The sequence below is a fragment of the Xanthomonas sp. WCS2018Noco2-27 genome (assembly GCF_031843525.1).
GTDB lineage: Bacteria > Pseudomonadota > Gammaproteobacteria > Xanthomonadales > Xanthomonadaceae > Xanthomonas.
Map to the genome: position 1 here is coordinate 122374 of NZ_JAVTIK010000009.1, position 22560 is coordinate 144933.

At 64.5% G+C, this 22560-nt stretch carries 18 protein-coding genes, 1 other RNA gene and 2 pseudogenes; 13 read left to right on the forward strand and 8 right to left on the reverse strand.

Features of this window, described 5'->3' with window-relative positions; translation table 11 throughout:
• Positions 1–143: 143 nt before the first annotated feature.
• From RQH86_RS15285 to RQH86_RS15305, 5 genes are all read left to right on the forward strand, one after another.
• Positions 144–443 (forward strand): hypothetical protein, encoded by a 300-nt coding sequence (locus RQH86_RS15285; RefSeq protein WP_115552535.1) that lies wholly within the window; start codon positions 144–146, stop codon positions 441–443.
• Positions 433–705 (forward strand): hypothetical protein, encoded by a 273-nt coding sequence (locus tag RQH86_RS15290; protein ID WP_115514927.1) that lies wholly within the window; start codon positions 433–435, stop codon positions 703–705. The genes RQH86_RS15285 and RQH86_RS15290 overlap by 11 nt, the downstream gene beginning before the upstream one ends.
• Positions 702–2264 carry a PepSY-associated TM helix domain-containing protein gene (locus RQH86_RS15295; RefSeq protein WP_311239888.1) on the forward strand — a complete coding sequence of 521 codons (1563 nt, stop codon included), beginning with the start codon at positions 702–704 and terminating at the stop codon, positions 2262–2264. Before RQH86_RS15290 ends, RQH86_RS15295 begins: the two co-directional genes overlap by 4 nt.
• Before the next feature lie 146 nt (positions 2265–2410).
• On the forward strand, positions 2411–2878 hold the full coding sequence (locus tag RQH86_RS15300) for a metallophosphoesterase family protein (RefSeq protein ID WP_311239889.1): 468 nt from the start codon (positions 2411–2413) through the stop codon (positions 2876–2878).
• A 229-nt stretch (positions 2879–3107) separates the two neighbouring features.
• Positions 3108–3650 (forward strand): hypothetical protein, encoded by a 543-nt coding sequence (locus tag RQH86_RS15305; RefSeq protein WP_311239890.1) that lies wholly within the window; start codon positions 3108–3110, stop codon positions 3648–3650.
• Positions 3651–3873: 223 nt separating this feature from the next.
• Here RQH86_RS15305 and RQH86_RS15310 read toward each other — a convergent pair whose 3' ends face one another.
• Positions 3874–4068, reverse strand: coding sequence for a hypothetical protein (locus RQH86_RS15310; RefSeq protein ID WP_311239891.1), 195 nt, complete (start codon positions 4066–4068; stop codon positions 3874–3876).
• A 25-nt stretch (positions 4069–4093) separates the two neighbouring features.
• Here RQH86_RS15310 and RQH86_RS15315 point away from each other — a divergent pair, with 25 nt between their 5' ends.
• A complete protein-coding gene (locus RQH86_RS15315) occupies positions 4094–4366 on the forward strand; it encodes a hypothetical protein (protein WP_115514931.1) in 273 nt (90 codons plus the stop codon).
• Between the two features lie 61 nt (positions 4367–4427).
• Here the strand turns inward: RQH86_RS15315 and RQH86_RS15320 are convergent.
• Positions 4428–4589: pseudogene (locus RQH86_RS15320) on the reverse strand (lysophospholipase); the annotation flags it as partial.
• Here RQH86_RS15320 and RQH86_RS15325 point away from each other — a divergent pair.
• The 4 genes and pseudogenes from RQH86_RS15325 to RQH86_RS15340 all read left to right on the forward strand — a co-directional run.
• Positions 4588–4713 (forward strand): annotated as a pseudogene (locus RQH86_RS15325) (aldo/keto reductase); the annotation flags it as partial. The pseudogenes RQH86_RS15320 and RQH86_RS15325 sit on opposite strands and share 2 nt — an antisense overlap.
• 182 nt (positions 4714–4895) lie before the next feature.
• Positions 4896–5270 (forward strand): STN domain-containing protein, encoded by a 375-nt coding sequence (locus RQH86_RS15330; RefSeq protein ID WP_311239892.1) that lies wholly within the window; start codon positions 4896–4898, stop codon positions 5268–5270.
• A gap of 158 nt (positions 5271–5428) precedes the next feature.
• Complete coding sequence (locus tag RQH86_RS15335) at positions 5429–8137, forward strand: pitrilysin family protein (RefSeq protein WP_311239893.1); 2709 nt, start codon at positions 5429–5431, stop codon at positions 8135–8137.
• Positions 8138–8348: 211 nt separating this feature from the next.
• Entirely contained in the window at positions 8349–11174 is a 2826-nt protein-coding gene (locus RQH86_RS15340) for a pitrilysin family protein (RefSeq protein ID WP_311239894.1), read from the forward strand.
• Between the two features lie 392 nt (positions 11175–11566).
• On the opposite strand, the gene RQH86_RS15345 is transcribed toward RQH86_RS15340, so the two are convergent.
• The 4 genes from RQH86_RS15345 to RQH86_RS15360 form a co-directional block, all read right to left on the reverse strand.
• On the reverse strand, positions 11567–12577 hold the full coding sequence (locus RQH86_RS15345; RefSeq protein ID WP_311239895.1) for a FecR domain-containing protein: 1011 nt from the start codon (positions 12575–12577) through the stop codon (positions 11567–11569).
• The gene (locus tag RQH86_RS15350) at positions 12574–13149 is read right to left on the reverse strand and encodes an RNA polymerase sigma factor (protein WP_055853873.1); all 576 of its coding nucleotides are present in this window, start codon (positions 13147–13149) and stop codon (positions 12574–12576) included. Before RQH86_RS15350 ends, RQH86_RS15345 begins: the two co-directional genes overlap by 4 nt.
• A 108-nt stretch (positions 13150–13257) precedes the next feature.
• The gene (locus RQH86_RS15355; RefSeq protein ID WP_311239896.1) at positions 13258–16341 is read right to left on the reverse strand and encodes a TonB-dependent receptor; all 3084 of its coding nucleotides are present in this window, start codon (positions 16339–16341) and stop codon (positions 13258–13260) included.
• Positions 16342–16591: 250 nt separating this feature from the next.
• The gene (locus RQH86_RS15360) at positions 16592–17584 is read right to left on the reverse strand and encodes a rhamnogalacturonan acetylesterase (protein ID WP_311239897.1); all 993 of its coding nucleotides are present in this window, start codon (positions 17582–17584) and stop codon (positions 16592–16594) included.
• A gap of 82 nt (positions 17585–17666) precedes the next feature.
• On the opposite strand from RQH86_RS15360, the gene RQH86_RS15365 reads away from it, so the two are divergent.
• A non-coding RNA gene (locus tag RQH86_RS15365) (sX9 sRNA) lies at positions 17667–17741 on the forward strand.
• Between the two features lie 150 nt (positions 17742–17891).
• Here the strand turns inward: RQH86_RS15365 and RQH86_RS15370 are convergent.
• Together RQH86_RS15370 and RQH86_RS15375 are read right to left on the reverse strand one after the other, a co-directional pair.
• The gene (locus RQH86_RS15370; protein ID WP_311239898.1) at positions 17892–19511 is read right to left on the reverse strand and encodes a carboxylesterase family protein; all 1620 of its coding nucleotides are present in this window, start codon (positions 19509–19511) and stop codon (positions 17892–17894) included.
• The gene (locus RQH86_RS15375; protein ID WP_311239899.1) at positions 19508–20560 is read right to left on the reverse strand and encodes an alpha/beta hydrolase; all 1053 of its coding nucleotides are present in this window, start codon (positions 20558–20560) and stop codon (positions 19508–19510) included. Before RQH86_RS15375 ends, RQH86_RS15370 begins: the two co-directional genes overlap by 4 nt.
• A gap of 138 nt (positions 20561–20698) precedes the next feature.
• Between RQH86_RS15375 and RQH86_RS15380 the strand changes: the two genes are divergently transcribed.
• Both RQH86_RS15380 and RQH86_RS15385 read left to right on the forward strand, forming a co-directional pair.
• Positions 20699–21520: a 2-keto-4-pentenoate hydratase gene (locus RQH86_RS15380; protein ID WP_055853865.1), complete on the forward strand. Its 822-nt coding sequence runs from the start codon at positions 20699–20701 to the stop codon at positions 21518–21520.
• 37 nt (positions 21521–21557) lie between these two features.
• Positions 21558–22556, forward strand: a complete 999-nt coding sequence (locus RQH86_RS15385) for a TRAP transporter substrate-binding protein (RefSeq protein ID WP_115526688.1) — start codon at positions 21558–21560, stop codon at positions 22554–22556.
• Positions 22557–22560: the final 4 nt, after the last annotated feature.

Genomic DNA, 22560 nt, shown 5'->3' on the forward strand with positions numbered 1-22560 from the left:
CCCAGACCTGCCGTGCGTGCGCGCACGTCCGCCAGCGTGCTGCGCGGCGCGCAGTGGCGCCCGGTTGGGCAAGCTGACTGGCTGCGCATTGCCGCGATCGCCAAGCCAGGCGCATGCGCAGCTGTGTGCAAGCGGGTGGTCGCATGATCTGGCTGATGACCTGCGCGTATTTGCTTGCCGCTGCAGGCGCGGCGACCGCGTTTTATCTGGCAACCAGCCATCAACGCGTGTGGCAATCACGTGCACCCTTGGTGCGTGCGCTGCGTCTTGGCGGTTGCGGTTTGTTCGCACTCTCGCTGGTGTGCGCCAGCACGGCCCTGGGACTTTGGGCTGGCATCTTTGCCGCGCTCACCACCCTGATGCTGGCAGCCATCGTGCTGCCGTGTGTGGACATGTGGCAGTACGCGCGTGCGCAACGCAGGCAGGTGCGGCATGTGGGCTAGATGGCTGGCGTCGGTGGTGCTGGGGTTGCCGTTGGCAGTTGCGGCGGTGGGGCTATGCGCGTTGTTGCTACCGGGGCCGCGCCAGTCCTACACGCTGGCATGGTTGCTGCTGATGTTTCCGGTGTGGATCGGCGCAATGGCCTGGCCATTCGCGTTTCGTAGCGCTGCGCGTGCCTGGCTGTGGCTGGGTGGGCTGACGGTGCTGTGCTACCTCGCGCTGGCCGCCGTCAAGGCGCTGGGCTGGACGGAGCTGCAGGCATGAAGGCAGCGACGCTACGTCTGTTTTTGTCGGTACACAGCTGGATGGGTCTGCTGGCCGGCATGGCCCTGTTCATTGCGTTTTATGCCGGTGCGATCACCGTGTTTACGCATGAGCTCAGCGCCTGGCAGCCTGCGCCGGTAGTCGAGGAGACGGCGCCTGCCGACCCGGTTGCCGCCGCGCAGTCCTTGCTGGACACCGTCATCGCCGCGCATCCGCAGGTGGCCGAATCATTCCTGCTGCTGTTGCCGGGCGAGCACGGGCCGATTCCACGGCTGTACTGGTATGGCGCGCAGGCCGATGCCAGCGGCGGCATGCGCCAATACCAGGCAGCACCGGATGGCGGCCTGCTGGAGCTGCCGCAGCGCGTGGGCTTTGCCGATTTCCTCTACGACCTGCACTTCACCGCTGGCCTGCCGCGGGTGGCCGGGACCTATCTGTTCGGCGTGGTGAGCGTGTTGTACGGGCTGGCGTTGGTCAGTGGCGTGGTGCTGTATGCCCCAGTGTTCTTCAAGGATCTGTTTGCGCTGCGGATCGGTGCCAACCTCAAGCGCCTGTGGCAGGACGCACACAACCTGGTTGGCATGTTGTCGCTGCCGTTCCATGTGATCTTTGCCTGGTCCGGCGCAGTGTTGTGTCTGGGTGTGTTGCTGCTGGCGCCATTTCAGTTTCTGGTGTTCGACGGCAAGTTGATGCAGATCCTGGAGCCGGATTTCGAGCTCGCACCGCATGTGGCGCCAGCCAAGCGCACCGCACCACTGCTGCCGATTGCGACGCTGCTGGACGCCGCGCGTGCGGCCAGCCCGGGCTTTGTGCCGGAGAGCCTGGCCTTCCACGATGCCGGCGATGCCAACGCGCGGGTGGAGGTCTATGGCCATCACGACCAACGCCGGCTCAACACGCTGGGCGGTGTGGCGCTGGACGCTACCACCGGCCAGGTGCTGCGCGTGCTGGCACCCGCCACCATGTCGCCCGGCACTGCCGCGTTACGTGGGCTGCAGGCGTTGCACTTCGGCAACTTCGGGCATGCCGCGGTGCGCTGGCTGTATTTCCTGCTGGGCCTGGGCGGCGCATTCCTGTTCTACAGCGGCAACCTGTTGTGGATCGAAACCCGCCGCAAGCGCCGCCAACTTGCGCAACCGCGTCGTACCCATGCAATGGCGCGCCTCACCGTAGGCATCTGCCTGGGCAGTGTCGCCGGCATCTCTGCGTTGTTTATCGCCGCGCGCGTGTTGCCGCAGGGTCAGGAACGCATCGTGTATTACGCGGTCTTTGCCGCCGTGCTGGTGTGGGCGCTGATCCGCCCCACTGCACGTGGTGCGTACGAGGTGTTGCTGGCTTGCGCTGGATTGACGGCGCTGATTCCATTGGCCAGCTGCTTATCGGCGCACGGTGTGATGCTGCCGTGGCAGGATGCGACGGCACTGGTCGCGGACCTGATTGCATTGGTGTTGGCATGGGCGTACTGGCAACTTGCGCGTGCGAGCAAGCGGCGCGGACTGCAGGGCGATCCCAGCAGCGTCTGGGCCTGGAAAGCGCGCGCAATACACCGCGCCGATTGATGCCCGGCCGCCACGGTCTGCCGGCGGACATCTGCGGCGGAACGTTTGGTTGGTGACCATGCTGCTGGCTAGACAAACTGGCATGTTGACGCGACGGCATCATCCAGCAGTGCATCCTCATCGCCCCCCACCTTCACACCCAGCCGATGATGGCTACCGCCTTACGCATTGGCCTGATTTCCGACACGCATGGCGTACTGCGGCCCGAAGCCGTGGCTGCGCTGCAGGGCTCCGCGGCGATCATCCATGCCGGTGATGTGGGCAAGCCGGAGATTCTTGCTGCGCTGCAGGCACTGGCACCGTTGCATGCAATCGCCGGCAATATCGACGAAAAGCCGTGGGCCGCGGGTTTGCCGCAGACACTGGATCTGCTGATCGATGGCGTGCGCCTCCATGTGCTGCATAATCTGAAAACGCTGGCACCGGGCGTGGCGGCAGATATCGTCATCAGCGGGCATTCGCACAAACCCTCGATCCAGACGCGCGATGGCGTGCTGTATATCAATCCGGGCAGTGCCGGTCCGCGTCGTTTCAGGTTGCCGATCAGTGTGGCAACGTTGTGGTTGGGTAATGGACCGCCGCGCGCGGCATTGCAGGTGTTCGAGCCGCATTGATTTCATGGGCGACTGCAACGAGTGGCGGATTGGCGAGCTATGGCAGCACGCGCATGCCCAACCGGTCTGCTGCTGTGCTATCCGAAGATGATGAGCTTGCGCAGGCGCAAACAATGGTCTGCGGCGCAAGTGCAACCGCCCAGCCAATTCGACGCCGCTCAAAAGCGCGGCTGCTAGCGTGGCGGGCGCCGCCATGCGATGGTAATACCATCGGCTCTCGGGATGATCGATGCGCATTCTGATCAAGCTATTGAAGCGTCTTGTGCTGGCATGTGGGATCGTCGCAGCAGCGGGCGTGCATCTGTGGATGGTATTAGGACTACAGCAAAGCCTTGATGCCATCGTCAGCATGCACGAACAGTTGCAGCGCAGTGGACTCGGGCAGGTCACGTCTTTGCGCGGGATACCGCAAGTCTGCGGGAAAACCGATTACTTTTTCGGAGACACGTACTACTTCTACGCTGTCGATGTGGCGAGTATTCCAGACACGTTCTGGGAAAGTCACGCGGCGCGCGGAATTTGGTACCGAGGCCCTGACAAGTATGACGAATTTTATCTGTTTAAATTTGAAATTCCGTTCGACAACTTGCAGGGATGTCCGAAACCCCCTGAAATGAATTCCTCACGCTTTTTCTTTGCCCGGGTATCGAACCCAGCGGATTATGCTGGTCCGAACTTGCCATCCTCTTTGGATGTAATTAACGTCATGGCCTACGACACCGAGACATCAAGGCTTTACTGGGTGTACCACCGTTTATCCGGTTTTCCGTAGCGCCGTATGTGTGGGATCCATCCCCTGGCCGGAGAGGATTGACGGCGAAGATGGTTTTTCCGAAGAAGAATCATCGGTTTTCCACGTGAAACCCTAGCAGGTACCGCGATCAGAAGCCTCTGCCATCGACTTGCTGACAAGCCAACACTGTGCTTGATGCATATTATCTCGGTTGTCGGCTGAAAGCTCACGGGAGCATTGCTCAGATCTTTCCTGGAGCGTGTTATGACTGTTGAGAGAGCGTTGCTGCTTTCTGTGCCCGCTCCTGGCCGGTATAGCCCTGATCTACAAAAGCAATCTTGATCGCTGCGCCAGGGTATCGATCGCCATGTGCACCTTGCTCTTCATTTTTGCTTGTGCAGCCATTCGGAGCCATCGATACTTCCACGGAAGAGTCCGCCAACGCGGCGGGCGTCATGATCGACTCTTAGGACACGCGCCACATGGATCGCACGCAAGCCGATGCCATCGCCGAAGCCATCATGCTGCCGGAGACACGCGCGCGGCTGCAGCGCGAACGCAAACGTGCCGCGCAGGCACGCCGCCTTGCGCGGCGCCGCGGGGTGGCGGGAATCTCGCTGCCGTGTATGGCGATCGGGGCGCTGGTGGCTCACTTCAACGGCCAGGGGTTTGCCCATGGCATCGTGGTGGGAGGTCTGATCGGCGGGGGGCTCGGCTTGGCGCTGTACTGGTTTCGCGAACGGCGTACCGGCTGAGCGCCATGCCGGGTAGAGCATCGGTGTGCAGATGCCGGGTCGCCCCCGCTGGTTTGTGGTCCTAGGGAATCAACAGCGGCCGCAGCGCAGGCAACTGCTGCGACAACTCGTCGGCCACGATGGCGGCGAACAACTCCGCGCCGTCCGGGCCGAGATGGGTGTAGTCGAACGCGCGTTTGGCCTGGCCCATCGGCTCGGCGCTGGCGTTGTCCTGCGCTGTGGCAGTGGCGTTACTGGATCAACACAAGCACCTGTCGATAGCCGCCGCCGCACCGCAGGTGGTGTCGGCAGTGATTCCTGGCGCACGCACCGCCGAGCAGGCGCGGGCGCGGAGCCAATCGACACGGCACCGCACCGCTCAGGGCACCTCAGCAGCGGCTGCACCCTCGCGTGTGCAGCCGCACCGGTTGCCTGCAGGATGCGCACATAAGGAAGCGTCGCTGTGCTTCGTCCTTGAGGTATGAGGTCCAGGCATGCCGCGCGGGCCGCTTTGCAAGGGAACGACATGTGCTGGAAGAAAGTGTGCGCTATGCCGCTGCTGTCATTGCTGCTGACGGCGGCAGCGACTGGGCCGGCAGAGATCTGGCGCTTCGATGTTCCCGCGCAAACTGCCGCCAGCGGGATCGCTGCTTTCTCACGGCAGGCCACGACAGTGCAAATTCTGGTTTCGCAGGACGCGGTTGCCGCACGCCGTACCAACAGCCTGAAAGGGGCCTACCCGATCGAGTCGGCATTGACGGTCCTGTTGCGCCACAGCGGGTTGCGCTGGCTCAAGACCGGGCCAGGGACCTACTCGATCGTGCTTGCCGAGCAGGCGTCCGGTGCCGCTCAATCGCATTCCATGCAGCCTGCAGGAGCTTCGGCACCGGTCCATCAAGTGGCACGACCAGGGGCATCGCTATGAGAACGTCTGCGACAAAAAGGACTTTTTCCGCTCGCTTGTACGCTGGCCTGCTTGGGCTGGCATTGGTATCAAGCGTCGTCAGCGCAGTAGCGAGCGCATTGCCAGCGGCGACCACGGCGACCAATGCGGAACGTGTGGCTTCGGAGGAACCTGCGCCGTTGGCGGATCTCGTACGCGCGATCCATATTCCGTACCAGAGTTTCACGCTGCAGAACGGGCTGCGCGTCTTCGTGCATTCCGATCACCGCGCCAAGATGGTCACGCTGACCGTCGACTACAACGTCGGCTCTACGTCCGAGCCTGCGGGTCGAACCGGATTCGCGCACCTGTTCGAGCATCTGATGTTCAACGGCAGCGAGAATGCGCCGGGTGACTACGCACTGCCATTGCAGCGGCTGGGTGCCGAACTCAATGGCGTCACGATGCCTGATCGCACCAGCTATTACGAAAGCCTGCCCACGCCCGGGTTGGAGCAGGCGCTATTTCTGGAAAGCGACCGCATGGGGTATCTGCTCGGTGCACTCACCCAAACCAAGCTCGATGAGCAGCGCGGCGTGGTGCAAAACGAAAAGCGGCAGGCCGACAGCAAGCCGCTGGCGATCGTGCGCTACCGCGTGCGCGAGCGGTTGTATCCGCCGGGACATCCCGCTGCGCACGAGGTCTTCGGCTCGATGGCTGACCTGGACGCGGCAACACTGGATGACGTCAAGGCCTGGTTCCGTGCCCACTACGGGCCCAATAACGCGGTCCTGTCGATGGACGGCGATATCGACATTGACACCGCCAAGCGGTTGGTCGAGAAATATTTCGGCGCGATCCCGGCCGGCCCGTCCAATCTGCCACCGGTCGCTCCGGTACCGACCTTGCCCAGGCGGCTGGAAGACACCTTGACGGACCGAGTGTCCACACCGCACCTCTACCGCGCCTGGGCCGTTCCCGGCGAGGCCGATCCGGTGGCTGCATCACTCAAGGTGGCGGTGGCCACGATGGCGCAAATGGGATCGTCCTACCTCAAGCAACGGCTGGTGCAGCAGGAAAAGAGTTTCAGCGCGCTTGCGGTCACGCTGGACACCTCGGTGCATTCGGGGATCGTCATGATCGATGGCAGCGTGGCGGCCGGGGTGGATCCGGTGCTGGCAAGCCGCCAGCTGGATGCCGCCATCGCCAGCATGCTGACCACCCCTGTGTCGGCCGACGACATAGACCTCTATGTCACCCGCCAGCTCGCACAGCAGCTCGCCGCGCTGCAGACGCCCTCCAGCAAGCTCGCTGTGGTGAACGAAGGGCTGCGGTTGGGCAAGGGGCCGGACTTCTACAAGACCGAGTTGCAGACGTTGGCCGCACAAACGCCAGAGCGCGTGCAGGCAGCGGCAACCACCTGGCTCAGCCGGCCCGCGTACGCGTTGACGGTCCTGCCAGGGGCGCCAGCGGCATTCGCGGCTGCCGCCGTGCCTTCCGCACGCAGTGTGGCCGCCCCTGTCGACCCGGTGGTTGCTGGAACCCGCGGTGGCCTGCCGCCAGTAGGTGTGTTCGGCGCCATCGCTTTTCCGCAGGCGCAGCAGCTGCGCCTGAGCAACGGCATCGAGGTGATGTATCTGCGCAGCGGCGATGTGCCGTTCACCCAGATCACCATCGATGTCGATGCCGGCGTTGTGGCCGATCCGCTGCAGCGGCCTGGCACTCACGCCATGGTGCTGGGTTTGTTGGACAAGGGCACCACCAAGCGCAATGCCGATGCGCTTGCGATCCAGCGCGACCGACTTGGCGCATCTACCAGTCTGGAATCCGACCCTGACCGCACCACCGCCAAGCTGTCGGTCCCCAGCGCCAACCTGCGGCCGGCGCTGACGCTGCTGGCGGACATGCTGCGCTTCCCCGCGTTCGACCCGAACCGGATCCAGGAGCAGCGCGACGAGATGATTGCCGGCATCGCTGCCGCCGACACGGACGGCTCCATGCAAGTGGGACGCACCTTGCTGCAGCTGATCGATGCCGACTCGCCTTATACCCGTCACCAGGGGCCGCAAGATGCGGACGCGGTGAACGCGATCAGCCGCGAGGATCTGATCGCCTTCCACCACGCCTGGTTCCGGCCAGACAAGACCAGCATCTTCGTCAGCAGCGATCTGCCAGCGGAGGTCGTGCAGCAGCTACTTGAGCGCAGCTTCGGCGATTGGCGGTCGCAGGGCGCACCGGGGCGCAAGGACCTGCCCGGACCGGCCAAGGCGGCGTCGCCGCGCATCGTGCTGATCGACAATCCGAATTCGGATCAGTCGATGATCCTGGCCGGGCAGGCGGTGGAGACGCGCAATCGCGGGCGTGTGTCCGACGCCACGCTGGCCAACATCGCGCTCGGAGCGAGTTTCTCGAGCCGCTTGAATACCGAGCTGCGCGAAACCAAAGGGTGGAGCTATGGCGTCGATGGCCGCTTCGATACCCTCAAGATGGCGACCCGCTACCTGGTCAATGCGCCGGTGCAACAGGACAAGACCGGCGAGACGATCGCCACGATCCGCCGGGAGATGTCCGAGTTTCTGGGCAAACGCCCAATGACGCGCGAAGAATTCGACTTTGTCATCGAGGGCCAGATCAGGAAGTTGTCGGTGGCCTATGGCGATGCACAAAGTTATCTGGATGCCATTCGTGAGAATCGCTTGCTCGGCCGCGCCGACGCATATCAAGCGTCGCTGGTCGAGCGCTATCGCCGCCTCGACCGCGAGACGGCGCAGGCGGCGCTGCAGCAGTCCATTGATCCGGACAGGTTCGTCTGGGTCGTGCTCGGCGACGCGGCCAAGGTCGAGCCGCAGCTTGCCCAACTTGGGCTTCCGGTGACGGTCATCCCCGCTGCCGCCGCAACAGCGCCGTGATGCGTGCAGGCCCGGGTGAGAAGGCACGCCGGGCCTGCACTGCGCCGGTGCGCTGTCACGACGTCGGCCTGCGGCGATCCTGGCGAGACGGGACGCTGTGTGTTGCCTGCGTGCCGGATAAGGAAGCGGCCCGACGGTTCGTCTAACAAGCAATGTTGCCGTCTGCGTCGTCCGACGCAGCGTCGCTTTTTGCCATGGGAATCCTTGCACAATGAACCCAAGAAACGTCACAACCTGCGTCGTCGCCGGCATTGCGGTGATTGCGTTCGGTATCGCCCAACGCGCGGTTGCTGCGCCACCTACGCCGACGTCGCTCGCAGCGCTGGTGCGCTCGGCGGAGATTCCCTTCGAAACGTTCACCCTGGACAACGGCTTGCGGGTGATCGTGCACACCGACCGTAGCGTCAAGCTGGTCTCGGTCAACGTCATCTACGACGTTGGCGCCAAGCATGAGCCGGCTGGGCGCAGCGGCTTTGCGCACTTGTTCGAGCACCTGATGTTCAGCGGCAGCGAAAACGCGCCTGGCGATTTCTTCGCTCCGCTCAAGGTCGCCGGTGCCACCGCCCAGAACGGCATGACCCAGAGCGACAAAACCAGCTATTACGAAACCGTGCCCACGCCCGCGCTGGAGCGGGCGTTGTTCATGGAGAGCGATCGCATGGGGCATCTGCTCGGCGCGATCTCCCAGGTCAGGCTCGATGAACAGCGTGGCGTGGTCAAGAACGAGAAGCGCCAGGGCGACAACGAACCCGGTGGCTTGGTCGAGTATCGCCTGACCGAGCGGCTGTTTCCGAGCGGGCATCCCTATGGTCACAGCGTCATCGGCTCGATGGCCGATCTGGATGCGGCCACCCTCGACGACGTCAAGGCATGGTTTCGCAACCACTACGGCCCCAACAACGCCACGGTCACGCTGGCCGGCGATATCGATACGGCCACCGCGCGCCAGTTGATGGTCAAGTACTTCGGCGACATTCCCTCCGGCCCGCGCGCGCAGCGGCCGGTCGCACCGATTCCATCGTTGCCCAAACGTCTGGACGAGACCATGACAGATCGGGTCTCGGCCACATCGATCATCCGCGTGTGGACGATTCCGGGACGCAACGATCCACGTTCGATCCCGTTAGAAGCCGCGGCTGGCGTGATGGGAGCGCTCGCGACATCGCCGCTGCAGGAGGTTCTGGTCCGTGGCGAAAAATTGTTCACCGGTGCCGCTGCCAGCGTCAATTTGTACGATCAAGCCGGCATGTTCGTCGTCTCCGGCGAAGTGGCTGACGGTGTCGATCCGGTACGCGCAGGCCGACGCCTGGATGAGGTGGTTGCTGCGTTCCTGCGCGATGGGCCCAGCGTCGATGCGCTGCAGCGCTACGTCACGATGGATCTCACCAGCGCCATCAGTGGGCTTGATTCGGTCTCCAGTCGTGGCTACGCGCTGGCCGACGGCAGCCTGCTGGATCAGGGGCCGGGCTATCTGAAAGAGCGCGCCGATGCGCTTGCCGCGCAGACGCCAGCGCAGGTACGCGCTGCGGCAGCGCAATGGCTGGCTCGCCCGGTCTACGCATTGACGTTGGCACCGGGTCCACGCGTGGGCTACGAAGAGTCGCAGGCCAGCGAGCGCGTGCCTGCACCGAAAAAGACCGCAGATGCTGCAGCGGTGGTCGGCACGCGCGGTCCGTTACCGGCGATCGGCACCTTCACCGACCTGGCCTTTCCCAAGGTCGAACACGCGCGACTGTCCAACGGGATCGAAGTGATCTACGCGCAACGCAGCTCCAGCCCGATGAGCTATGCCTCCATCGAACTGGATGCAGGCATTGCGGCCGACCCGCAGGATGCAATCGGTACCCAGAATCTGCTGCTGTCGCTGTTGCAGCAGGGGACCGGTACGCGCAGCCAGAAAGAATTTGCCAGCGCTCTGGAACGGTTGGGTGCGCAAATCGCAACCGGCAGCTCCAGAGACCGGACCAGTCTGACGGTGGTTGCGCCTGGCGGCAATTTGGCACCGGCGATCAACCTGCTGTCGGACATGACCCGCAATCCCGCGCTTGTCCCGGCCGAAATCGAACTGCAGCGCAGAACCTTGCTGGCTGGCATCGCGCAGGAGGCCACCGACCCACAGTCGCTTGGCAGCGCCGCCATGCTGCAACTGATCAACCCGGCATCGCCCTACGCCAAAGACAAGGGAACCGGAGATGCAAAGGTACTTGCCGCATTGCGCCGCAGCGATCTGCTTGCATTTCAGCGTGCCTGGTTCCGGCCTGACAAAGCCAAGGTGTTTGTGGTCAGCGCCCGCCCGCTTGCCGAGATCCAGCCGATGCTCGAGCGTAGCCTCGGCGACTGGCGGTCGACCGGGACGGCTGGAGTGAAGGATTTCTCGGCAGCGCCACGCCCTGCCGCGCCGCAGATTGTGCTGATCGATCGCCCGGACTCGGCGCAAGCGATGATTCTGGCCGGGCAGTACACCGCCTTGAAGGGGACCGACGAGCTCACCGCATTGGAAGTGGCCAACGATGCTCTGGGTGGCGGCATCCTCAGCCGCCTCAATGCAGACCTGCGCGAGCGCAAGAACTGGACATACGGCGTCCGTGCAGGCTTTCGCACGCCAGCGCATTCGATCAGCTATTCCGTCGTCGCTCCTGTGCAGTCGGACAAGACCGGCGCCTCGATCAGCACCATCCGCGAGATCATCCAGGCGTATGTGGGCAGCCAGCCGATGACCCAGGCCGAGTTCGAGTTGGCAGTGGACAGCCGCGTGCATGCGCTACCGGGCGAGTTCGCCACCTCCAAGTCGATTCTCGATGCGATGCGCTCCAACGATATCTTCCAGCGCCCCGACGATTACGACAACCGTCAGACCAGCCGCTACCGCGCGCTCACACTCGCCGATGCCCGTGGGGCAATCGGGGCGGTGGTCGATCCGTCCAAGCTGGTCTGGGTCGTGGTCGCCGACGCGACCAAGGTCAGGCCGCAGTTGGAAACGCTCGGCCTGCCGATCAAACTGGTGCCTGCCGATTCGGACGTCGCTGCGCAACCTTGATGCGCACGCCGGTGATCGCCGCCCGACTCGGCCGGCGATCACCGCAGCAGTCGATGCATGCCCCGAACGGCGAGGCCATGGCATCCCACGCAGGGCAGCGATGGGTGGGTGGCGGTGTTGGTGTGCATGCGAACCGACCACAGTTGGCAGGTCGAATCGACGGCGCCGACCTGTGCTCACCATTCACCACGACACGTCGGCGAGCGTCCTGTTGCCTGTTGCGATCAACGTCACCGTCATTGCATGGCAATGCGAGACAGTGGATGGCCGCCGAGGCGGGCTGTGCGATGCGCGCATGAGTTGGCCGTTGCGCCAGCGTGGGGCGATCGCACCAATGCATCAGCGCGATCCGGGCTCTGCGACAGTGCCGTCTCTCACGCCAAGCCGGTTCACTACTGGGCGTTCGGGTGGTCGACTTCGCGGCCGTCGGTGATGACGATGGTGTGGTCGCGGCGCTTGATCGACGCGCCCAGCGTGATGGCTGCCGTGCGGGCGAAGCCTTCCGGATCGTCCAGACGAAACACGCCGAACAGACGTTTTTGCGCGACCTGCGGTTGCGCGACGACAATCGGGGTCGGACTGTAACGATTGAACTCGGCAACCGCTTCGGCCAGCGTCTCACCCGATAGATCCAGCCTGCCTGCACGCCATGCCAGCTTGCGCTCGATGACCGGCGCGGCGATCTCTGGCTCCTGTCGAATATCGGCGGTATCGGCAATGAACAACGCCGAGCCGGCGGACAATGCCACCGCGCGCGGTTCGGCGCCCACCACCCACACGCGCACGACGCCCTCGGTCACCATGACATCGGCACCGTCGCTGTGCCGCCGCACCGAAAACGCGGTGCCGACTGCTTCGACCCGGACCGGCCCCGCCGACACCACGAACGGACGTTGCTTGTTCTTTGCGACCCGAAACCACGCTTCGCCCTGCTCTAGCGAGATGGCGCGCAGTTCCTGGATATAGGCGACCCTGACCTTGCTGGCGGTGTTGATGGCCATGGTCGAGCGGTCGGCCAGCGGCACCCGGCGGACTTCGCCAATGGCCGTCTGGTACTGCTCGCCGCGCGGTAGCAGGACCGACAGACCAACAACGGCGATGGCGACTGCCGCGCATGCACCGACGACCATGGGCCAGCGCGCACGGCGCGGCGCCCGCGACGGAGCGGACTTCGGTGCAGGCGATGGCACGTGGCGGAAAGCGGCATCGCTGGTTTCTGCCAGTGCGTCCAGCGAGCACCAGGTTGCCTCGGCCTTGAGCAAGGCGCCGCGGCGGCGGACATCCCCCCCCAGCCATTGCTCCAGTTCCTCGGACACTGCGGGCGTACGCCCCTCACGATCCAGGCGCAGCACCCAATGCATGGCCTCCTGTTCGATCTCCTGCGCGTTTTGACGGGTGCTCATTTTCGCCACCTTCGTACCGGCTGCGTCTGTTCGGGGTCGCTCTGCAGCGCCCGCGTCAGCAGCAACATGCCCTTGACCGCGTCATTTTCCACGATGCTTTCGCTGACTCCCAACTGGGCGGCGATGTCGCGCTGTGACAAGCCCTGAATCTTGCGCATCTTGATGATTGCCCGGCAACGTTCGGGCAGGGCTTCGATCAATCGAAGCACGCGATCAAGCTCATGTCTGTCGTTGGTGACGCGCTCGGGATCCAGTTCGTCGACATGGCATGGCAGGTCGGCAATCTGTCCTACCGCATCGATGCGCACGACGCGCGCGCGCCGAATCTGATCGATCATCAGGTAACGCACCGTCTGAAAGAAATAAGCCCCCGGACTGTCGATCTGCTCGGCATGACGCAGACCGGCCAGTTTGGCATATGCCTCCTGCACGAGATCGTCGACATCCTCCGGGCTCAGACCACGCTGGCGCAGCCAGCTGCGGATCGCCGCCTCGTGGGGCACGATCTCCCTCGCCACCCAGCGCGTTAACCGCGTGCGTTCGATCTCGCTGGTCGACCGGCGTTCGTTCATTGGACGGGTTTCGTCTACGACACTCTCCGCACTGCATGACCTGCCGATACGCTCGAATGGCCCCAGGTCGAATCCTGCGCGGCCCGTCCCCTGATGAATCTTGCCGCGTCAGAAACTCTTGATCAGCGTCAGATAATAGCTTGCCAACCGCGGGTCGCCGAAGGTGCTGTAGTACCGTGCCGGCGAAACCGAATCGACCGGCGGGCGCTTGTTGAGGACATTGTTGATGCCCAGACGCAGCGTGGTGCCGTCAGCAAATGCATAGGATCCGGAGACGTCGTGGTAGATCTGTTTGGGGATCTTGGCCGCCCCCTGGCTGAATTCAACCGTCCTGGTTTCGTTGAGATGGTAGGAGTCGAAGTATCTGGCTTGCCAGGACAGTCCCAGATGCGTACCGGTCCATTCCACTCGGCCGGATCCTTTCCACCTGAGCCCACCAATGCCGCTCAGGCGCGACAAGAAGTCGGCCCCGATGACGCCGGCATAGTTGGTATTGGCACCGCCGGGCACCTTCTGTTGGGTCAAGCTATCCACATAGGTCGCGTTGAGGCCGACACCGATCTGGCCGCCGAACAGATCATGCGAATAACTGGCCGCAAGATCGTAGGACTCGCTGGCCGAGCCAACCAGATTGGCCAGCGAAGCGTCGATGGTCTCGATCGGCCCGACTGCGTAGCCGTCCGATGCTGGCCCACGGGTGACCCGACCAGGGTAGCGGCCTAGGAAGCTTTCGAAGGAACGCTGCACCTGCGGGTTGCCATCCGGGGTCAGCAGTTCGAGCGGGTCGTAGTAGTTGTCGCGTTTGGTGATCCGGGTCCAGTCCAGCGACATGCGCAGCCCGTCTGCAAACGTGGGCTCCACGATGATGCCCGCAGTGAAGGTCTTGGATGTTTCCGGCCGGGCATCGGGATTGCCGCCACTGAAGCCGGTGAGGTAGTAGGAACCAGGAAAGAGCGGGCTCGGCAATCCGATCTGCTCATTGCCACGCTGCGGATCGGTGGCACTGACGACCAGCAACGGATTGCTGATCTTGAGCAGTTCGTTGAGCTTGGGAGTCAGATAGCCGGTTGCATAGGAGCCGCGCAGGGTGATGCTGTCGATGACCCGCCAGCGCGCGCTGTAGGTTGGGTTGAAATGGGCATTGCGTGCACTGGAGGCTGGCTGCGACGGCGGACACAGCGAGCGAATGTCCAGGCTCGGCAGCGGCCCGTCTATGAACAGGCAGTTGGCATTGGGTGAGCCGGTCTCTTCGGAGCGCTCGTACCTGCCGGCGATGGTCAACAACAGCTCGCGTACCAGCGGGATCTTGTTGTCGCTGCCAATCAGCGGCAGGTTGATTTCTGCATAGGCCGAGTCGACCTGCTCGCGGCCGGGCGCCGAGATATTGACCAACGACTGGGTGGCACTGTTTTGTGCGTTCATGCTTTCGGCCTGCTTCTGCAGCGTGCGCTCCAGGCTGAACGTGGCGGTCGGTTCGCCGCCCGGCAACTTGAACGGGATCGGGCCTGCCAGGCGTAACGAGGCGACCGTCAGGTCGTTGCGCGTGGGCGTCTGCCTGGATCCGTAAGGTACGTTTTCGTAGGCATAGTTGAAATTGGGCGCAAGCCGCACGTCGCGCAGGATGTCCTGTTCGCCATTGCGGAACGTATCGAGGGTGTCCTGGGCGACCTCGGTAGGGAAGTCGTCGTTACGCAAGCGGCTCTGGCTGCGCGAGACATCGATCACCGCCTGCCAGCTGGCGGGCAGCTGCATGATGGCGCCGAACACACCGCGGTAGGTCTGCGCGATGTTCTCGTTGACCACGGAGTTTCCCCCGGAAAACGGCACCGTGACCGTGACATCCTGCGCGAACGGATTGTTTGGCGCATCGGCGGCCAGTACCAGATCGTTGGGAATCGAGTTGCGGCGTGCCTTGCTGACCGAACGGGTCATGCTGGCCTCTGCGTAGAGCTTCAACCAATCGGTGACGTCATGACGCAGCGCAATCGAGGCGGCCTGTTGTTCGGTGCCGAAGATGAGTTCGCGCTGGCCACCGTCGCGTGCGTCGGTCGTGGACAAGTCGAGTTGATAGGTGCCAGCGTTGGCAATCAGCGGGTTCACCCCGTCCTGGGCCAAACCGCGATAGCCATCTGGCACGTGGGTATAGAACGAGGGGAGGGTGGCGCCGCCGTATTCCGGATCCAGCTGCAGCGGGTTGCGCGTGTCGGTTGAGCGGATATTGGGTGTGTTGCCCAGCGGCGAAGCGAACCTGTAGTAGTTGGGATTGTTGGCAAGTCCGCGGCGTTTGCTGTCCAGCAATAGCGCAGAGCGGTCGCGATTCATGATCGGGCTGGCGGTGGACCAGCTTGCATTGAAGGTGATGTTGGTGCGCCCGTCCTGCAGCGAGCGGCCGCCGGTCAGATCGAAGCGCCGGCCTGATCCGCCGCCGTCGAACGTGTTGTTGTAGGTGCTGGACAGTTCGCTGCCGGCGTAATCGCGGCGCATGATGATGTTGATCGCCCCGCCGGTGGCGCCGTTGCCGTAGATGCCGGAAGCAGAGGACGCCAGGACCTCGATTCGCTCGATCGCCGCCATCGGAATGCCGGACAGCGACGGCTGACCCAGGCTGCCGTCGCTGTTGGTGGTGCCGGCGATGCGGCGCCCGTCGACCAGGATCAGCGTTTCGCGTTCGCCCAGTCCACGCAGATTGATAGAGCTGACGTTACGGGTCTCAAATGCGCCTCCCTGGTCGGAGGTGCCTGGCGATGCATTGACGCTGAGCTGGTTACGCAGAAACGTTTCGAGATTGGGCGCACCGGAGCGTCGGATGGTCTCGCCATCGATCACCACGAAGGGCTGACTGTCATCCTCGGAGCGGCTGATGCCCGTGTTGAGCGTCCACTCCCGGCGTCCTTGCACCGTAATTTCGGGCAGGGCGACGGTGTCTTCGCGGAACTTCCTTTCCACGATCGAGAAGCTGTTGGGGCCGGTGCGCTGCCAGCTGAGACGGGTGCCGCTCAGCAGTACGTCCAGGCCATGCTCGACCTCGTAAGTGCCTTTCACTTCTGCGGTGTCGACCGCTGCGGCGGTTTTTTCGCTGATCAGGATCTGTGCATCGGCTTGTTGGCCGAAGGCGCGGATGCCGCTTTGCGCCGGCTGGGCCGCCACCTCGAAGGTGTGCGACTGGGCCGCTGCGGCGCCCGACACCACCATGACGGCCACACACGTGGCACAGGCCACGTAAGGTACGACGGGAACACCTGATCGCATGAGTCTTGCCCCGAGTGAGAAGTGGAACCTTGCCGCGCGTGGACCATCCGCTGACCTAGGTGCGGTTGCAGTCGTACTAGACCCGACGAACCACCATCACACTTCCTTACATTCGCATGACAATCGCATGCGAATTATCCATTTCGTCTGCAACTACCGCGTTGCCGCTCGGTCGGCAACTGCGTGACACGCTCTAGGGAATCAACAACGGCCGCAGCGCAGGCAACTGCTGCGCCAACTCGTCGGCCACGATGGCGGCGAACAAATCCGCGCCGTCCGGGCCGAGATGCGTGTAGTCAAACGCGAGTTTGGCCTGGCCCATCGGCTCGGCGCTGGCGTTGTCCTGCGCTGTGGCAGCGGGGTTGGTCGTGGCTGTGTTCTTCGACGCTGACGCTGACGCTGAAGCAGACGCCGGAGATGGCGCAACCGTCTGCGCCGGTGTTTTGCCGATGGTGGTGCCCGATTGCGCGGCGACGATCTGTGCCGGCTCGGCGGGGCGCTGCGCCAGCCGCATCGCCAGCACCGGCCCCATGCCCTGCACCAGAGCGCGGCTGCGCGCATGCAGATCCACCAATGGCACCTGCAGCTCGCGCGCGACCGCACGCGTGGCCTGCGCCCAGGGGCCCAGATCATCCACCAACTGGGCGGCCTCGAACTGCCGCCGCGTCAACGGCGTCACCAGCACTGGCACCGCGCCGGCGGCGCGCGCTTCGGCCACGTAGCGGCGCAGGTTGGCCGGGAATTCGCTGGCCAGGTCGGTGGACCGCCCCGGCTTGCCGGGTTGATCGTTGTGACCGAACTGGATCAACACAACCACGTGCTGATAGCCGCCGCTGCGTAGCTCCTTGAGCGCAATGTCCCACGAGCCTTCGGCGCGATAGTTGGAGGTACTGCGTCCCCCGCGTGCCAGGTTGACGCAGCTCAGGAACGAGGTCACATGCTGCGCGCAGAAACTCGGGCCCCAGCCGCCTTGCACGGCGGTGGTGGAATCGCCCACCAGCACGATCTTGCTGGCGGCAAGCGGCCGTGTCGCGGCCGGCGCGTTGCTGTTTGCGCTGTTGGTGGCCGATGCCGTGGAGGCGAGTGGCGTGTCGACCATGGCGGCAGCGGTGGCATCGCCGAACGGAAGGCAGGCAACTGCCAGCGCAGTCAGCAGCATGGATGGGGCAACGGAATACCTGCGCATGGATCACCTCAAGATCGAATAAGTGCGGCTAACCAACCGACTGTGCTCACCGCCAGATAGGCGCAGCTGGTGCGCGGTGCGCATTACCACGCGGACACTCCGGTTCCTCCGCGACGTCCACACCCAGCTGACACCTGCTCGCTCCGATTGATTGGTCGCTCTAAATACCGCTGCGCGATCGCAGCAAGCGTGCGGCCGGTGCCCGCGTCGGTCTGTATCGCTCGGACCCAGCGGTTCAGCGCGCGCCATAAGAATCCGAATGGCGACTGCCTGGCACGTGCTGTTCGTCGCTCAATAAAACAAGCGCTCAGAACGTGCCACGTTGAATAAACGGCGCTTGCTGATACAGCCGACGTTCGCCACCGCGCGGGTCGTTTTCCATCCGGCTCGGCACATCGAACAGCAACGTCTCGCGGCGCTGCAACGAATACTGCCGCCAGCGGGGGGCGCCGCGATGCGTGGGGTCGCCATGCCGCGCAAACGCGATCAACGCAGCGCTCATCTGGTCGGCCATGCGCTGCGCATCGGCGCTGTCGCCGGTGCGCGAACCGGGCTGGCCGATGGTGTCGAACACCAGCGGAATATCCAGCGTGTGGAAGGCGCCGAACTTGCCGCCGTCCAGCGGCGAGCCCCAGTCCAGTTGATACACCCAGGTCGGTGCGCCCTGGCGTGCGCGCGCTTCGGCTTCTTCTACTGCGCCGCGCCACGAGCGCCCGGCGGTGGTGGCGGCAAAGAACACCTCCGATGGCGAGTAGTGCGGATACAGGCGGCGGTATTCGGCGATCACCACCTGCGGCAACACGTCCACGTATTGCTGCGCTTCCAGCTTGGCCGGCAGCGTGTCCCAGGTGAGTGCGAAGTTGGCCGCATCGTTGCCGAGAAACGCGCGCGTCTCGTCGCGAGTATTGCCGATCACCATCGGAATCGTCGCCGACTGCAGCGGTGCGGTCGGCCAGAACGGATGCACCGGCAGGTTGCGCGCATCCAGCACCGGGCCGAAATACAACGCGCTGTTTTCCACCCGCGACGGGTCGCGCACCTGCGCGGCGGCCAGCAGCTGCGCCACCGGCACGCTGCGCAGGCGCGCGAGATCGCCTGGCGCAATCTTCAGCGCCTCCAGCAGCAATTGCGCGCGCTGTGTGGCCGCGCGCGGCCCGGCCGCAGTGACCTGCTGCCCGCTCATGGTCCAGGCGCGGTGGAACAGGCCGCGCGCGGCGGGCATGGCCATCAGCGTGGCGATCTTGGCGCCACCGCCGGATTGACCGAACACGGTGACATTGCCGGCATCGCCGCCGAATTCGGCTGCGTGCTGGCGCACCCACTGCAGCGCCTGGATCAGATCCAGCTGCCCGGCATTCCCGGAATCGGCAACGCTGGCATCGCCCAGCTGCGCCAGCGACAGATAGCCGAACAGGTTGAGCCGGTGATTGACGGTGACCACCACCACATCGCCGCGCCGGCACAGGCGCACGCCGTCGTACAGCGGGTCGCTGCCGGAGCCGGTGGTGTAGCCGCCGCCATGGATATAGAACAGGATCGGCCGCCTGCCGCCATCGCGCAGGCCGGGCGTCCAGACATTGAGGAACAAGCAGTCCTCGCTGGTGGGTTCGCTGGCCTTGGGTTGCGGGGCGGCGGCGCCGAAGCCGGTGGCATCGCGCACGCCGCTCCACGCTGTCTCCGCCACGGGCGCCTGGAAGCGCCGCGCGGCGGTGTCGCCGCCGTACGGGATGCCCTTGAACACGCAGATGCCCTGCTCGCGATACCCGCGCAGTGCACCGCTACGCACCTGTGCCAGCGGTGCGCTGTCATCGCGCGGCGGTGGCGCTACGGCACTGGCGACACCGGGTAACGCGACGGCAGCACTGACGAGCAATCCACTGCGCAGCAGCGTGCGTCGGCGCACGTCGGGAGTGGATGGCGCCGTCATCGCGCCGCGTCCTGCGCGGCAGCCGGTGGCTTGCTGACGTGCGCAATCCACGCCTGCGCCAGCTGCGGCCACGCCGCCACCGTCAACCCGGTGGTGGCCGCGGTGCCGAAGCCATGCCCGCCCTGCGGAAAGACATGCAGCTCGCTGGGCACGCCGGCGCGCAGCAACGCGTCATGCATCAGCAGGCTGTTACGCACCGACACCACGGTATCGTCCTGCGCGTGCAGCAAAAATGTCGGCGGGGTGTGCGCGTCCACGTGCAACTGCGGCGAATACGCACTCACCTGCGCAGCGCTGGGCGTCTTGCCGAGCAGGCGCTCGCGCGAGCCCATGTGCGCATTGGCGCTGTCCATGTCGATCACCGGGTAGATCAGCAACGCGAAGTCCGGCCGCGCGCTCAGCGCATCGGCGGCGTCCTGCGCCGGGTACACCTGCGCGGCGTAACGCGTGTCCAGGCTGGCGGCGACGTGGCCGCCGGCCGAAAACCCCATCACCCCGACCCGCTGCGCATCGATGCCATAGCGGCCCGCATTGGCGCGGATCAGCCGCAGCGCACGTTGCGCATCGGCCAGCGGCACGTCTGCGCCATTCGGGTGGCCTTCGCCGGGCAGTCGGTAGCGCAGCACGAACAAGGTGATGCCGGCCTGGTCGACGAAGCTTGGCACCAGCGCGCTACCTTCGTTGTCCAGAACGATGCGCTGATAGCCGCCGCCGGGCGTGACCAGCAGCGCGGTGCCGTTGGGTTGCTTGGGGCGGTAGACCACCAGATAGGGCTGGCCGATGTTCTGGATATAGCGGTCGGGCAGGGCGGCATCGCTGCTGCGGTCCACGATGCGCTGCGGCTGCGGCAACGGCGTGTCTCCCGGTGCCATTGGCTTCGGCCATAGGGCGATCCGGCTGGCCTGTTCGGCGGCGGTATCGGCGCTGGCGCGTTCTGCCGACCAGGCCGGCACACTGGCCAATGCAAAGGTGGCGACGGTCACTGCCAGGCAGCGGCGCAGGGCCTGCAATGCCAGGTTTTCACTAGGTTTTTGGCGTGTCTGCTGCATCTACCCCTCCCAGGGCCACTTCGGTATCGCGGTCACAATGTCGCACTGCACATTGCCAATGACACCGGTTTACCATATACAGCACACCGTGCCGCTGTCGATTGGCAGTGCAACAAAACACCTATCAGGGAGTCACCCTTGAGCAACGACGCCGCCACCCCGCCAACGTCCACATCCACGCTGTCCGACATCGCCCAGCGCTTTGTGGAGGCACGCCGTGCAGGGGCCTCGCTTCCTGACTTTCCGGGGCAAATCCCCGACGATCTGGTCACCGCCTACCAGGTGCAGGACATCGCCATCAGCCAGTGGCACGACCATGTGGTCGGCTGGAAAGTGGGCTATATCGCTGCCGAACGCCGCGATGCCTCCGGCGATGAGCGTCTGCTCGGCCCGATCTTCTCGAAGAAGCTCTGGAATGCTACCGGTGGAACAACCGAGTTTCCGATCTACGAAGGCGGCTTCGGTGCGGTCGAGGCCGAGTACGTGCTGCGTCTGGACGCCGACGCGCCGGCCGAGCAGAGCCACTTCACTCCGGAGCAGGCTGCACAGCTGCCGGCCACGCTGTTCATCGGTGTGGAAATCGCCAGCAGCCCGCTGGCGACCATCAACAAACTGGGCCCGCGTGTGGTGATTTCCGATTTCGGCAACAACAACGGGCTGATTCTGGGCCCGGAAGTGACCGATTGGCTGGCCCGCGACGAAGCCACGCTGAGCGCCGAAACCCTGATCGACGACCAGGTCGTCGGCACCGGCGGCGCCACCACGCTGCCCGGCGGATTGCGCGCGGCCTACGCATTTGCGCTCAGCCGTTCGGCTCAGCGCGGACGCCCGCTCAAGCGCGGTGATCTCATTGCCACGGGCAATGCCACCGGTATCCATGACATCGAAGTGGGACAGCGTGCCCTGATTCGCTTCGCCGGCATCGGCGACATTTCCTGTACGGCTGTGTCCGCCAAATAACGGTGGACCCCGTGACCAGACGCTTGGGAGGGCGCCAATGATCACACGCAGACATTTCCTCGGTGCCGGGTTTGGCGCCGCCGCAGCCGCTCCTTGGCTGGGCGCTGGTGCCACCACACCGATTCCCGGTGGGCAGTTGCTCACCGCCACCGACGTCCACGTCGGCGATTACCCCACCGTGGAGGCGGTGCGGTGGTTCGGCAAACAGCTCGAAGCGCGCACCAATGGCCGGCTCAAGCTGCGCCAGTACCACTCCGGCCAGCTGGGCCGCGAGTCGGAGGCGATCGACATGGCGCGCTTCGGCGCCATCGACATCACCCGCGTGTATTCGGGTGCGTTGAACAACGCCTTTCCGCTGACCCAGGCGCTGTGCCTGCCGTACGTGTTCGACTCGGTGCCGCATCTGCGCCGCGCCATCGACGGCCATGTCGGCGACAGCGTTCTGCGCAGCTTCGAACAGCGCGATCTGGTGGGTCTTGCGATCTACGATTCGGGCGCGCGCTGCTTCTACAACACCAAGCATCCGCTGCATCGCCCGGAAGATCTCAAGGGCCTGAAATTGCGTGTGGCCTCGTCGGATATCTTTCTCAAGCTGATGCGCATGCTGGGCGCCAACCCCACGCCGATGTCGTTGGGCGAGACGTTTTCGGCGATGGAAACGCACATGATCGACGGTGCGGAAAACAACATGCGCAGCTTCCAGTCCAGCCGTCATTTCGAAGCGGCGCACTACTGGTCGCAGAGCGAGCATTCCTACGCGCCGGACATTCTGGTGATGTCGCGCAAGAGCTTCGAATCGCTCAGCCCGGCCGATCGTGGCCTGGTGGTGGAACTGGCGCGTGCGTCGGTGCCGGTGATGCGCAACCTCTGGGATGCGTCGGAGGTGGTCGCACGCAAGCAGGTGATCGATTACGGCGTAAAGCTCAACCAGGTTGACATGCCGGCGTTCCGCGCCGCCGCCGCCCCACTGCTGGCCGAATACCGCAAGCAGCCGGAGATCGAAGCGCTGTACCGCCGCATCCGCGATTTCGCATAGAGGT

Coding starts and splice junctions, on each gene's coding strand:
- RQH86_RS15285 (WP_115552535.1), top strand. CDS start 144: ATGATCTGGCTGATGACCTGCGCGTATTTGCTTGCCGCTGCAGGCGCG.
- RQH86_RS15290 (WP_115514927.1), top strand. CDS start 433: ATGTGGGCTAGATGGCTGGCGTCGGTGGTGCTGGGGTTGCCGTTGGCA.
- RQH86_RS15295 (WP_311239888.1), top strand. CDS start 702: ATGAAGGCAGCGACGCTACGTCTGTTTTTGTCGGTACACAGCTGGATG.
- RQH86_RS15300 (WP_311239889.1), top strand. CDS start 2,411: ATGATGGCTACCGCCTTACGCATTGGCCTGATTTCCGACACGCATGGC.
- RQH86_RS15305 (WP_311239890.1), top strand. CDS start 3,108: ATGCGCATTCTGATCAAGCTATTGAAGCGTCTTGTGCTGGCATGTGGG.
- RQH86_RS15310 (WP_311239891.1), bottom strand. CDS start 4,068: ATGACGCCCGCCGCGTTGGCGGACTCTTCCGTGGAAGTATCGATGGCT.
- RQH86_RS15315 (WP_115514931.1), top strand. CDS start 4,094: ATGGATCGCACGCAAGCCGATGCCATCGCCGAAGCCATCATGCTGCCG.
- RQH86_RS15330 (WP_311239892.1), top strand. CDS start 4,896: ATGCCGCTGCTGTCATTGCTGCTGACGGCGGCAGCGACTGGGCCGGCA.
- RQH86_RS15340 (WP_311239894.1), top strand. CDS start 8,349: ATGAACCCAAGAAACGTCACAACCTGCGTCGTCGCCGGCATTGCGGTG.
- RQH86_RS15345 (WP_311239895.1), bottom strand. CDS start 12,577: ATGAGCACCCGTCAAAACGCGCAGGAGATCGAACAGGAGGCCATGCAT.
- RQH86_RS15350 (WP_055853873.1), bottom strand. CDS start 13,149: ATGAACGAACGCCGGTCGACCAGCGAGATCGAACGCACGCGGTTAACG.
- RQH86_RS15355 (WP_311239896.1), bottom strand. CDS start 16,341: ATGGTGGTGTCGGGCGCCGCAGCGGCCCAGTCGCACACCTTCGAGGTG.
- RQH86_RS15360 (WP_311239897.1), bottom strand. CDS start 17,584: ATGCGCAGGTATTCCGTTGCCCCATCCATGCTGCTGACTGCGCTGGCA.
- RQH86_RS15370 (WP_311239898.1), bottom strand. CDS start 19,511: ATGACGGCGCCATCCACTCCCGACGTGCGCCGACGCACGCTGCTGCGC.
- RQH86_RS15375 (WP_311239899.1), bottom strand. CDS start 20,560: ATGCAGCAGACACGCCAAAAACCTAGTGAAAACCTGGCATTGCAGGCC.
- RQH86_RS15385 (WP_115526688.1), top strand. CDS start 21,558: ATGATCACACGCAGACATTTCCTCGGTGCCGGGTTTGGCGCCGCCGCA.